Origin of the sequence: Pseudomonas sp. 32_A, from assembly GCF_017490905.1 — a bacterium.
GTDB lineage: Bacteria > Pseudomonadota > Gammaproteobacteria > Pseudomonadales > Pseudomonadaceae > Aquipseudomonas > Aquipseudomonas inefficax.
In genome coordinates this window covers 72,546-84,530 of sequence record NZ_JAFGYI010000026.1, presented here as the reverse complement: position 1 = coordinate 84,530, position 11,985 = coordinate 72,546, and the positions used below count along the sequence as shown (strand labels likewise).

The following is an 11,985-nucleotide window of genomic DNA, read 5'->3' as shown; positions in this document are numbered from 1 at the left end:
CCCGCTCCCACAGGGGCTGTGCCGGCCGCCAGTATTTGCACAGTCCTCTTGTAAACGGTCTTGTGTCGCGAAAAGCCTGCTCCCCAACAGGTCGGTACCTGGCTTGGAAGCAGGCAGCATCTCTGCAGGGGCAGCGACCCAGGCCAGATTTGCAAAAGCCTGCACGCCCCCTATGGGAGCAACTGTCTTGTGTATCTCTACAAGCCAGCACTGGCCCTTGTAGGAGCGGCCTTGTGTCGCGATGGGCCGCGCAGCGGCCCCGGCAATCTTTGCTGCGAAGCTGAAAACCTGGGGTCGCTTCGCGCCCCATCGCGACACAAGGCCGCTCCTACAGATATTTGCACATGGCTTGAGGCCGGCGTGGTCGAGGTGGGAGCAACTGTCTTGCTCAATTTCTAAAGGCTGGTGCGATGCCTGGGAGCTGGCTTGCCAGCGATGGGGCCAGCCCTGCCAACCCCCGCCAGCTAGACCATTCCTGTAAAACATCAATCTTGAATTTTTTTATTAAGTCAAGAACCACCCTGTTCAAATCCCTCCCAGCGTGCTACAAACTGGTTAAGCAATGATCTAGCTGCTTGATAACGAAGGGAAAAATATGACGAAGTCGGAGCTGATCGAACGTATTGTCACCCATCAGGGGCTGCTCTCGTCCAAGGACGTGGAGTTGGCCATCAAGACCATGCTTGAACAGATGTCACAATGCCTTGCCACCGGCGATCGCATCGAGATTCGTGGTTTTGGCAGCTTCTCGCTGCACTATCGCGCCCCGCGCGTGGGCCGTAACCCGAAGACCGGCCAGTCGGTCAGCCTCGAAGGCAAGTTCGTGCCGCACTTCAAACCCGGCAAAGAACTGCGCGACCGGGTCAATGAAGAAGAGCATGATGAGGCACACACCTGATTCCACAAGGAGCAATCTGATGCGTAACCTCAAGCGCGCCCTGGCGGCGGTGTTCGTGCTGCTGTTGGCGGCTGTGGTGCTGTTCTTCGTGCTGGAGAACCAGCAAACCGTCTCGTTGGTCCTGTTCGGTTGGGCTGCACCGGCAATGCCGGTCGCTGTGGTGGTCCTGGCCGCCCTGGTCATTGGCCTCGCAGTCGGCCCGCTGCTCGGTGCCTACGGCGTGCAGCGCAGCAAGCGCAAGATCAAGGCTTCTGCCCGACAGGCAGCATTGAGCGGTAACTAAGGGCATTTCCTACATCGGTTTAGGAAAGTCTCACCTATGCCAGCACCGGCCGTCATGGAGTAATAGCGCACTTCATTTTCGGCCCAGGCGAGTGTGCGCAGCATGGAATATCCCGTCCTTTCCCATCACGGTGGCACCCGCGGCGTCACTGGCTCCTGCCATCAACTGCACCTCGATCCGTCCACCAGCCTGCTGATCGACTGCGGCCTGGAGCAGTGCAGCGATGCCGCGCCAGGCGCAGCATCGGCGCCGCTCGGCTTCAACGTCCAGGGCATCCAGGCCTTGGTCATCACCCATGTGCATCTAGACCATGTTGGCCGCATCCCGGCGCTGCTGGCTGCTGGCTACCGTGGCCCCATCTTGTGCAGCGAGCCGTCAGCCCAGCTGCTGCCATTGGTGCTGGAAGACGCTTACAAACTAAGCATCAGCAGCGAACCCGCCCACGTGGCGAGGTACCTCGATTACATCCGCGACCTGATCGTGCCCCTGCCTTTCGAGCAGTGGCATACCTTGGTCGAGCGCCCTGGCGTCACTTGCCGCATCCGTCTGCAGCGCGCCGGTCATCTGCTCGGTTCGGCCTATGTCGAATGCGACATGCAGCATGAACAAACCAACACACGCTACGTGTTCTCCGGTGACCTGGGTGCTTGTGGCAACCCCTTGCTGCGCCCCCTGCAACCCCCGGAACGGGCCGATGTGCTGGTACTGGAAAGCACCTACGGCGACCGCCTGCACCCGCCTGCGGGCGACCGTGAGCAGCGGCTGGAAGCGGCCATCGACCGCGCCCTGGCTGACCAGGGCACGCTGCTGATTCCGGCCTTCAGCCTCGGCCGCACCCAGGAATTGCTGTACGAACTCGAAAGCATTCTTCATCGCAAGGCCTTGCTGAGCAAAGCCGGCCCGGCCCCCGACGGCGACCCCCTCGACTGGGCGCAGTTGCCCATCATCCTCGACTCACCCTTGGCCCAGCGCATTACCGGTGTATACCGGGATCTGCACGACTACTGGAATGCCGAAGCCCGGTTGCGCCTAGCCGAAGGGCGCGACCCGCTCGGTTTCAGCCAGCTTATAAGCGTGGACACCCACGCCCGCCACCAGCAGGTAGTCAATTACCTCAAGAGCACTGGCCGCCCGGCGATCGTGATTGCCGGCAATGGCATGTGCTCGGGTGGGCGCATCGTCAATTACCTCAAGGCCATGCTGGGTGATCCGCGACATGAGGTGATGTTTGTCGGGTATCAGGCAAAGGGCACGCCGGGCGCGGTGATACAGGCGAGTGAAGGGGCGGAAGGGTTTGTGCAGATTGATTTGGATGGGCAGATGCATGAGATCCGGGCGAAGGTGATGACCTTGGGTGGTTACTCCGGGCATGCGGATCAGGCGCAGTTGGTGGCGTTCGCGCACGGCTGTAATGCTCGGCGGATAGTGTTGGTGCATGGTGAGCAAAGGGCGAAGCAGGCGCTTGCGGCTGCCCTGCGCGAAAGGCTTGCACAGCCGGGCCATGAGGTATGCGTCACAGTTGCGAAATGACCTTCTGGCGGGAAGGTTGATGTCTGTCAGAAAGTGCGGAACTTTTGCGAGGCGGGTCTTTCTACTACTGCTTGGAAGTAATGTTAGAAGCGTGGCGGAAAGAGTGGCAAATAGCCGCTACGCTTGAATCGAGGGGTGTTGAGTCGCTTAGGTCGGAAGCGTGCCCCGAGATGATGCAATCAGACAGACCCAAGGAAAAAAAGACTAAATGCGCAATGAACGCGAGCGCCCGAGTGGTAGCGACGAGATTGACCTGATTGAGCTTGTACAGGGTGTTTGGCGCCAAAAAATCTGGGTAGGGCTGGTTGCAGTACCGGTGATTGCTTTGGGGTTGGCTTATGTGATGCTGGTTTCGCCGGTGTATGAGGCGAAGCTGTATATACAGCCTCCTTCCCAGAGCGAGATTGCCCAGCTGAACTACGGTCGTGGTGAGGGAACGGGCCTGGCGCCACTGAGTGCCAAGGATGTGTACAGCATCTACCTCAAGTCCCTTCAGTCTGAAGCAGTACGAGACAAATTCTTTCGCAGCGCCTTCCTGCCCATGCTGACCGAAGAAGAGCGGGGCGGTTCTCGCGATGCTCTGTATGCTCAGTTCAACGGTATGCTGAAAGTGGCCGTGGCTAGCAAAGACATGCCTGATCGTTATGTGCTGACGGCGAACCTTGAAGACCCGCGCCTTGCGGCGACCTGGGTGTCGAATTACGCCGAGTTGGCTGCGGAACGAGCAAAGAACGAGTTGTTGAGCGGTACCCGCAGTGACATATCGATCATGGCTGATAACCTTGATCAGCAAATCAAGGCCGCGCGCGCCACTGCCAGCAATCAGCGCGTGGACCAGATTGCCCAGCTCAAGGAGGCGTTGCGCGTAGCGCGGTCGATTGGCCTGGAAAAGCCACCGATCATTTCCGAGACGCTGTCCAAGGAAGTTTCTGCCGGTATGAGCGGGGCTCTCACCTACATGCGCGGTACCAAGGCGCTGGAGGCAGAAATCGCCAACCTGGAAGCGCGCTCATCGGATGACCCGTTCATCCGGAATTTGCGTGAAAAAGAGGAAAAGCTCAGTTTCTTGCGCACGTTGAAGGTCGATCCTTCTCTTGTTGCGATGTACCAGCAGGATGGTGCCGTTTCCCAGCCTGACAAGCCTATCAAGCCGCGAAAAGCTGTCATCGTGTTGCTATCGGCTTTGGTAGGGGTAGGGCTTGGTGTGCTGGTAGCGCTGGGGCGCGACATATGGTACAGGCGCAAAGCGACGAACGGAGGGGAACTTCCCTGACCGCAGAGTATCGCTAAGCGTTGTTGTCGCTTGCGGAAGGTGTAACAATAGCCTTTCGTCGCCGATGACATGGAAAGCTGGAAGAGCGAGCACGACACGCTGATCTGCCCTGCCTGTCTTGGTTAACCCCCTTATAGACAGGGAAGTATTGTGAATAGCGTTGTGCGTCCTCCCTCCATGGTCGCCTCAGGCGAAATCGATCTTTTCAACGTTCTACGCACAATCTGGCGTAGGCGCTTGCTAATTGCTGCCGTTGGGGGCGTCTGCGCGCTTGTCGGCGCTGCAGTCGCCTACAACATCACGCCTGTATATGAGGCGTCCACGAGTTTAAGGCCGGTCGCCCTGAACCAGTTGGACGCCTTGAATCGGTCAAAAATCTATTCATTGCCGCCAGCGGAAGCGCTCAAGAGAGTTGGTGCAACGCTGGATTCTTATACCGCTCGTTTGGACTTCTTTCGTTCCCGACCAGACCTGATCGATGCTTTTCAGGATGAAGGGCAAAGTGTCGAGCAGGCATTTGAAGACTTCAACCGCGATGCGCTCAGCGTAGTCTTGGCAGACCCGAAAAAGAACGATTCGTTGAGTGACTTTATCGGATTGAAGATGCGCTATGAAAAAGGCGTAAATGGAGCGGACATTCTCAACGATTTCGTCGATTTTGCCATTGAGCGAGAGCGTAGCCAGTTGTCCAAGGATATGCAGATTATTTTGGCCAACCGCTTGGCAGAGGTGGACAAGAAGCTGAACTCTGCAGTGTCGGAATATCAGGCCGGGAATGAAAGCCATATCGCCCGCCTTGAAGAGGCAGATGCTATCAAGCGTGCGCAGCTCAATGATGAACTCAAGGCTTTGCGCGTTCAGTTGAAATTGCAGCGCGAGGCGCGCTTGGCCGAGCTTGATGAGGCTATCAGTGTTGCGCGAAGCCTCGGTTTGAAAAAACCTTCGACACCTTCGTTGATGGCTGACGAAAGCGCGGCAAATGGCAATATCATTCGTACCGAAGTAAACGGTAGGCCGGTGCCGCTGTACTTCATGGGCACCGAAGTGCTCGAAGCTGAGCGCGCTGCATTGCGCAAGCGCACTTCAGATGACTTTGTCGAGCCAAGAATCGGCCAGATCCGCAAAGAGCTCATTCTGCTTTCGACCAACCGCAAAGTCCAGGCAATCAAGGCCCGGGCGAGCGAAGCGGCGTTTTTGGAAGGGGTTGAAGCGCTTCGCGTGGAACGTGCGCGCTTGCAAGCCATCGATACCCAGCTGGAGGGGCTGCACCTGGTGAATATTGATCAGCGTGCGGTGCTCTCCAACAAGCCTTTGAAGCCGCGTAAGGTACTCATCGTGCTGATTGCATTTATCGGCGGCCTGTTGCTCGGAACAGTCGCTGCTCTGCTGCGAGGTGCTTTCAAGGACCGTGCGAGGCAGCAGCGAGTTCTGGAAATCGAGGGTTCGGCACAGCGCATCATACCTGATGAATTGGCCGGGCAGGGCCATGCCAGGCTGAGTGATGCGCAAGCTTGAGCCCCAATTGAATGATGTTGTTTTAATGGCATTTTGACGGTTGCAGGCCTCAGGAAAACTCCGATGGATTGCCGAAGCCTAACCGCATATGATTGTGGCGCATCTCATTGATGGCAGCCACCGGGCCGCTCCCCGGGCGAACGTAAGTGGGCGTTTTTTGCTCGACAGTATGTGTAATGCACGCTGTCGCCGAATGGATTCACTCGACTGACGAATGAATCGAAGAAGGTTCAATAACCCGTTGTTCAGCCGTGGAAACGGGCAGGTATATTCAAGGTGAGTTGGGAAGCATGACAGATATGAATGCGGTGGTAGAGAAGTTCAAAAGCCGGCAGGCCTTGATTGGTATCGTGGGCCTCGGTTATGTCGGGTTGCCGCTGATGCTGCGTTATAACGCCATTGGTTTTAATGTGCTGGGTATTGATATCGATCAATCGAAAGTCGATAAACTCAATGCCGGCCAGAGCTACATCGAGCACATCCCGGCTGCCAATATCAGTAAGGCGCGTGAAACCGGCTTTGAGGCTACCGTCGACTTCAAGCGTGCCAGCGAGTGCGATGCACTGATCCTGTGCGTGCCCACCCCGCTGAACAAGTATCGCGAGCCCGACATGAGCTTCGTGATCAACACCACCGATGCCATCAAGCCTTACCTGCGCGCAGGCCAGGTGGTTTCGCTGGAAAGCACCACCTATCCAGGTACCACCGAAGAAGAACTGCTGCCACGTGTGCAGGAAGGCGGCCTGGTAGTTGGTGAGAACATCTACCTGGTCTACTCGCCAGAGCGTGAAGACCCGGGCAACCCGAACTTCGAAACTCGCACCATTCCCAAGGTCATTGGTGGCCACACCCCAAATTGCCTGGAAGTGGGTATTGCCCTGTACGAGCAGGCCATCGACCAGGTCGTACCGGTAAGCTCCACCAAAGCTGCTGAAATGACCAAGTTGCTGGAGAACATCCACCGTGCGGTGAACATCGGCCTGGTCAACGAAATGAAAATCGTCGCTGACCGCATGGGTATCGACATTTTTGAAGTGGTCGATGCTGCGGCGACCAAGCCTTTCGGCTTCACCCCTTACTACCCGGGCCCGGGCCTGGGCGGCCACTGCATTCCGATCGACCCCTTCTACCTGACCTGGAAGGCGCGCGAATACGGCCTGCACACCCGTTTCATCGAGCTTTCCGGTGAAGTCAACCAGGCGATGCCTGAGTACGTGCTGGGCAAGCTGATGGATGGCCTGAACGAAGCCGGCAAGGCACTCAAGGGCAGCCGTGTGCTGGTTCTGGGGATCGCCTACAAGAAGAACGTCGACGACATGCGCGAGTCGCCATCCGTCGAAATCATGGAGCTGATCGAAGCCAAGGGCGGCGTGGTTGCCTACAGCGACCCGCACGTACCGGTGTTCCCGAAGATGCGCGAGCACCACTTCGAGCTGAGCAGCGAGCCGCTGACCGCCGAGAACCTGGCAAGCTTCGACGCCGTGGTGCTGGCCACCGATCACGACAAGTTCGACTATGCCCTGATCGAAGCCAAGGCCAAGCTGATTGTCGACAGCCGCGGCAAGTACCGCACGCCGACCGCCCACATCATCAAGGCCTGATTGGCGTCGCCAGCAAATTGATCCGCCTGGCCCTCAAGGGCAGGCGGATTCATTCGTCTTCAAAGGAAGCCTCATGAAAAACTTTGCTCTCATCGGTGCTGCAGGCTACATCGCCCCTCGCCACATGCGCGCCATCAAGGACACCGGCAACCGCCTGGTCTCCGCGTACGATATCAATGACTCGGTAGGTATCATCGACAGCATCTCGCCGCAGAGTGAGTTCTTCACCGAGTTCGAGTTCTTCCTCGACCACGCGCATGGTTTGAAGCGCAACCCGGCTACTGCCCTGGACTACGTTGCGATCTGCTCGCCCAACTACCTGCACCACCCGCACATCGCCGCAGGCCTGCGCCTGGGCTGTGATGTAATTTGCGAAAAGCCGCTGGTCCCGACCCCACAGCAACTGGACGAGCTGGCCCTGGTCGAGCAGGAAACCGGCAAGCGCCTGTACAACATCCTGCAACTGCGCCATCACCAGGCAATCCTTGCCCTGAAGGACAAGGTTGCCCGCGAGAACAACCCGCACAAGTATGAAGTCGACCTGACCTACATCACCTCGCGCGGCAAGTGGTACCTGCAAAGCTGGAAGGGTGACCCACGCAAGTCGTTTGGTGTAGCCACCAACATCGGCGTGCACTTCTACGACATGCTGCACTTCATCTTCGGCAAGCTGCAGCGCAATGTTGTGCACTTCACCTCCGAGCACAAGGCCGCCGGTTACCTAGAGTACGAGAAAGCACGCGTACGCTGGTTCCTGTCGGTCGATGCCAATGACCTGCCAGAGTCGGTCAAGGGCAAGAAGCCAACCTACCGTTCGATTACCGTCAATGGTGAGGAAATGGAGTTCTCCGAAGGCTTCACCGATCTGCACACTACCAGCTATGAAGAGATTCTTGCTGGCCGTGGTTACGGTATCGAGGATGCCCGTCACTGTGTTGAAACCGTGAACACCATTCGTAGCGCCCCGGTTGTTGCGGCGGCGGACAACGAGGGGCACCCGTTCGTTCTGGCGCTTTCGCGTTAAAAGCAGATAGCAATACGGGTGGCTTGCCGCCACCCCTTTTTATTTTTAGCAGGGTCGCCAGTCAGCGTGTCGAACGATAATTTCAATAAGCCGAACGATGCAGGTGCAAAACGCGTTGAGCGTAGCATCCGCCTGGATGTTCAAGGCTTGCGCGCGGTCGCGGTACTGGCGGTGTTGCTCTATCACGCCAATGGCAGCTGGTTGAAAGCCGGTTACGTAGGCGTCGATGTTTTTTTTGTTATTTCAGGTTTCATCATCACAGCATTGCTGACCGAGCGCAGCGGCAAGGTTGATCTTGCTGCCTTTTATGCAAGCCGGGTCAAACGCATTGTTCCTGCATATTTCTCGATGCTGGGTGTAGTCGCGGCGCTGTCAGCTGTACTTTTCGTGCCGGACGATTTCGCCTTCTTTTTCGATAGCCTGAAATCTTCCGCATGGTTTACCAGTAACCATTACTTTGCCCACTTTGGCAGTTATTTCGCGCCGCGGGCCGATGAGTTACCGCTTCTGCATACCTGGTCGCTTGCTATCGAAATGCAGTTCTACCTGTTCTTCCCGATCATGGTTATCTGTATTCCCGCGCGTTGGCGGCTCCCGGCTTTTCTGCTGCTGGCCACTGTGGCGTTTGCCTGGGTTGGTTACCGCACCCTCGGCGGGCAGAGAGACGAAATGTATTTTTCGCTGCTGGCACGCGCGCCAGAGTTTATGGTCGGCGCAGTTGTTGCGTTACTGATGCGGCAGCGAGAGTTGCCTCAAACACTCGCCAGTGCGTTGGGCATAGTCGGTGCGCTTCTGTTGGCGTGGGCTCTACTGGCAATTGAAAAGCAGCAGTTTCCGGGCTTCTGGGCGATCGTGCCTTGCGTTGGGGCAGGGATGATCATTGCTGCTCGCCGCGGCCCTGTGAGCAGATTGCTCGCTACCGCGCCAATGGTCTGGGTTGGTGGTATTTCCTACTCGCTTTACCTCTGGCATTGGCCAGTGTTGGCGTTTATTCGGTATTACACCGGGCAGTATGACTTGACGATCGCCTGGTTGCTGTTTTTTGCGATTGCTTCTGTGGCATTGGCTTGGCTGTCCTTCCGTTTCATAGAAACACCAGCCAGGAAGGCAACGGGCTTGGTGCGCCAAACTCCTAAGTGGGCGATGGCTGCAATGGTGGTTTTGCTGGTAGCGTGGGGTGCGGTGCGTATCAATGCATCGCTAGTTGACCCTCTACCGGTAGAGTTGACCCGCTACGCGGCGCCAGAAACGATTTGCCACGGTACCCAGGTAGGTAGCTGCATGCGAGGCAAGGCAGACGCTGATGTCGCTGCCCTGGTCATAGGCGATAGCCATGCTGCTCAACTGAATCACTTTTTCGATCAGGTGGGCAATGAGCAGGGCGTTTCATACCGGGTGCTCACGGCTAGCAGCTGTGTACCTATTCCCGGCTTTGATGTCGAACGCCTGCCCACCTGGGCGCAGAAACCTTGCCGTGACCAGATTGCTGCGGTCGCGAAGGCGCTGCCGGAGGTAGACCGAGTAGTCGTTGCTGGTATGTGGCAGTACCAGATGCAAAGCCAGGCATTCACCAAGGCGCTGACTGACTTTCTGAGCGCAACGGCCGGGGCCAACAAAAATGTTGTCGTGCTTGCCCAGGTGCCGATGTTCGAGACGGATGTCCAGAGAGTAAGGCGCTTCACCGAATTGGGGTTGTCGGCACCACTCACGTTCAATCGCGAATGGCAGGCGGCCAACCAGCGAGTCAAGGCAATTGCCGATCGCACCCCAGGAGTGCGGTTTCTAGATTTTTCCAGCAGTAGCTTCTTTGCTGCTGCGCCCTACGAGCAAGGGTTGCTGATCTACCGTGACAGCCACCACCTCAACGAAGTGGGGGCTAGCCGTTATGGCCACTATGCGGCGCAGCAATTGCAGCGAGCTTTTGATCAACCTCAGTCCAACGTGAGTCTGAAGCCATGAATTACTATCAGCATCCAAGTGCCATCGTCGACGAAGGAGCACAGATCGGAGAGAAATCCCGAGTCTGGCACTTTGTCCATGTGTGTGGGGGCGCTCGGATCGGCGCTGGCGTTTCGCTTGGTCAGAACGTGTTCGTGGGCAACAAGGTCGTTATCGGTGACCACTGCAAGGTACAGAACAACGTATCGGTCTACGACAATGTGACGCTGGAAGAGGGTGTTTTCTGTGGCCCTAGCATGGTCTTCACCAACGTCTACAATCCACGGTCCCTGATCGAGCGAAAGGACCAGTATCGTGACACTCTGGTCAAGAAAGGCGCGACGCTCGGGGCCAACTGCACGATCGTCTGCGGCGTAACCATTGGCGAGTACGCTTTTGTAGGCGCTGGCGCGGTCATCAACAAGGATGTACCTGCCTATGCGCTCATGGTCGGTGTGCCTGCTCGGCAGATCGGGTGGATGAGCGAGTTTGGCGAGCAGCTGCAATTGAACGAGCAAGGCGAAGCCACCTGCTCGCACACCGGGGCGCGCTACGTCCTGAACGGCAAACAACTGAACAAGATGGATGTTTGAGCATGATTGAATTCATTGACCTGAAAAGCCAGCAGGCACGCATCAAAGACAAGATCGATGCCGGCATCCAGCGTGTTTTGAGCCATGGCCAGTACATCCTCGGCCCTGAAGTGGCTGAGTTGGAGGAACGCCTGGCTGCTTTCGTCGGTGCCAAGTATTGCATCACTTGCGCCAATGGCACTGATGCTCTGCAAATTGTGCAGATGGCACTGGGTATCGGCCCAGGGGACGAGGTGATTACCCCAGGCTTCACCTACATTGCCACTGCCGAAACTGTCGCATTGTTGGGTGCGAAGCCGGTCTACGTGGATATTGACCCCCGCACCTACAATCTTGATCCCCAGTTGCTCGAAGCGGCAATTACTCCGCGCACCAAGGCGATCATCCCGGTTTCGCTGTATGGTCAATGTGCCGATTACGATGCGATCAACGCAATTGCGGCCAAACATGGCATTCCTGTGATCGAGGACGCAGCGCAGAGTTTTGGTGCCTCCTACAAAGGCAAGCGCTCGTGCAACCTTACAACTGTGGCCTGTACCAGCTTCTTCCCGAGCAAGCCTTTGGGCTGCTATGGGGATGGCGGCGCAATCTTTACTAATGATGAGGCCCTAGCGACCGTGATTCGTCAGATAGCACGGCATGGCCAGGATCGTCGTTATCACCACATTCGTGTGGGGGTAAACAGCCGGCTGGACACCCTGCAAGCAGCCATTCTCCTGCCCAAACTTGAGATTTTCGAAGAAGAGATTGGTCTGCGTCAGCAAGTGGCGGGTTGGTATGACGTTGCGCTCAAGGAGGCTGGGGTCGACTCTACGCCTTACATAGCGGCTGGTAACATCAGTGCCTATGCGCAATATACCGTGCAGGTGGACGATCGGGATGCAGTTCAGAAGCGACTGCAAGCTGCTGGCGTACCGACTGCGGTACATTACCCGATTCCGCTCAACAAGCAACCTGCTGTAGCGGACGAGCAAGTGTTGTTGCCGGTCGGTGACAAGGTTGCCACCCGTGTGATGAGTTTGCCGATGCATCCTTACTTGGACAAGGCTTCCATTGATGCAATCTGCGCTGCTTTGACGAGCTGACGGATGCCTATATTTGCTCGGATCGACGGATCAGCCTTACCGAAGTTGGTTGTGGTGTTCGCCTACAGCACCTTTATCTTGTGGGTGGGCCTCAATTGCGTGTTTTTTCTTCATGAGCATATGGACGCGCCGAACAAATCTGTCGATGCCGGGCGGTATTTAAACCTGATGATACTGGCGTTTGCCAATGCAGGTCTGGTGAGCGCAGGGATTTGCAGGCTCTGCGATCCTGTGTGCTTGTCATC

10 protein-coding genes are annotated in these 11,985 nt (G+C 56.9%); all 10 read left to right on the top strand.

The genetic code is table 11. The annotated features are described in order from the left end of the window. The first annotated feature begins 595 nt into the window (after nt 1-595). The 10 genes from ihfB (at nt 596) to J5M58_RS16950 (ending at nt 11,740) form a co-directional block, all read left to right on the top strand. A complete protein-coding gene (ihfB, locus tag J5M58_RS16995) occupies nt 596-898 on the top strand; it encodes an integration host factor subunit beta (RefSeq protein WP_087501542.1) in 303 nt (100 codons plus the stop codon). Nucleotides 899-917: 19 nt separating this feature from the next. Continuing rightward, the gene (locus J5M58_RS16990) at nt 918-1,181 is read left to right on the top strand and encodes a lipopolysaccharide assembly protein LapA domain-containing protein (protein WP_133978595.1); all 264 of its coding nucleotides are present in this window, start codon (nt 918-920) and stop codon (nt 1,179-1,181) included. Nucleotides 1,182-1,283: 102 nt separating this feature from the next. Further along, complete coding sequence (locus tag J5M58_RS16985) at nt 1,284-2,711, top strand: MBL fold metallo-hydrolase RNA specificity domain-containing protein (RefSeq protein ID WP_207878816.1); 1,428 nt, start codon at nt 1,284-1,286, stop codon at nt 2,709-2,711. A 208-nt stretch (nt 2,712-2,919) separates the two neighbouring features. Further along, nucleotides 2,920-3,984, top strand: a complete 1,065-nt coding sequence (locus J5M58_RS16980; protein ID WP_133970663.1) for an LPS O-antigen chain length determinant protein WzzB — start codon at nt 2,920-2,922, stop codon at nt 3,982-3,984. A 150-nt stretch (nt 3,985-4,134) separates the two neighbouring features. Then, nucleotides 4,135-5,499: a Wzz/FepE/Etk N-terminal domain-containing protein gene (locus J5M58_RS16975; protein WP_368857202.1), complete on the top strand. Its 1,365-nt coding sequence runs from the start codon at nt 4,135-4,137 to the stop codon at nt 5,497-5,499. A gap of 290 nt (nt 5,500-5,789) precedes the next feature. After that, on the top strand, nt 5,790-7,100 hold the full coding sequence (gene wbpA / locus J5M58_RS16970) for a UDP-N-acetyl-D-glucosamine 6-dehydrogenase (protein WP_207878814.1): 1,311 nt from the start codon (nt 5,790-5,792) through the stop codon (nt 7,098-7,100). A 73-nt stretch (nt 7,101-7,173) separates the two neighbouring features. Then, nucleotides 7,174-8,124 (top strand): UDP-N-acetyl-2-amino-2-deoxy-D-glucuronate oxidase, encoded by a 951-nt coding sequence (gene wbpB, locus J5M58_RS16965; protein WP_003260857.1) that lies wholly within the window; start codon nt 7,174-7,176, stop codon nt 8,122-8,124. Between the two features lie 66 nt (nt 8,125-8,190). After that, entirely contained in the window at nt 8,191-10,083 is a 1,893-nt protein-coding gene (locus tag J5M58_RS16960; protein ID WP_368857201.1) for an acyltransferase family protein, read from the top strand. Continuing rightward, complete coding sequence (gene wbpD / locus J5M58_RS16955; protein WP_133970665.1) at nt 10,080-10,655, top strand: UDP-2-acetamido-3-amino-2,3-dideoxy-D-glucuronate N-acetyltransferase; 576 nt, start codon at nt 10,080-10,082, stop codon at nt 10,653-10,655. Before J5M58_RS16960 ends, wbpD begins: the two co-directional genes overlap by 4 nt. A 2-nt stretch (nt 10,656-10,657) precedes the next feature. Then, the gene (locus tag J5M58_RS16950; protein WP_207878812.1) at nt 10,658-11,740 is read left to right on the top strand and encodes a DegT/DnrJ/EryC1/StrS aminotransferase family protein; all 1,083 of its coding nucleotides are present in this window, start codon (nt 10,658-10,660) and stop codon (nt 11,738-11,740) included. The last annotated feature ends 245 nt before the right edge of the window (nt 11,741-11,985 follow it).

Excerpts from the sequence above, each read along its gene's own strand:
- wbpB (WP_003260857.1), top strand. The coding sequence starts at position 7,174 with ATGAAAAACTTTGCTCTCATCGGTGCTGCAGGCTACATCGCCCCTCGC.
- wbpA (WP_207878814.1), top strand. The coding sequence starts at position 5,790 with ATGACAGATATGAATGCGGTGGTAGAGAAGTTCAAAAGCCGGCAGGCC.
- J5M58_RS16990 (WP_133978595.1), top strand. The coding sequence starts at position 918 with ATGCGTAACCTCAAGCGCGCCCTGGCGGCGGTGTTCGTGCTGCTGTTG.
- J5M58_RS16985 (WP_207878816.1), top strand. The coding sequence starts at position 1,284 with ATGGAATATCCCGTCCTTTCCCATCACGGTGGCACCCGCGGCGTCACT.
- J5M58_RS16980 (WP_133970663.1), top strand. The coding sequence starts at position 2,920 with ATGCGCAATGAACGCGAGCGCCCGAGTGGTAGCGACGAGATTGACCTG.
- wbpD (WP_133970665.1), top strand. The coding sequence starts at position 10,080 with ATGAATTACTATCAGCATCCAAGTGCCATCGTCGACGAAGGAGCACAG.
- ihfB (WP_087501542.1), top strand. The coding sequence starts at position 596 with ATGACGAAGTCGGAGCTGATCGAACGTATTGTCACCCATCAGGGGCTG.
- J5M58_RS16950 (WP_207878812.1), top strand. The coding sequence starts at position 10,658 with ATGATTGAATTCATTGACCTGAAAAGCCAGCAGGCACGCATCAAAGAC.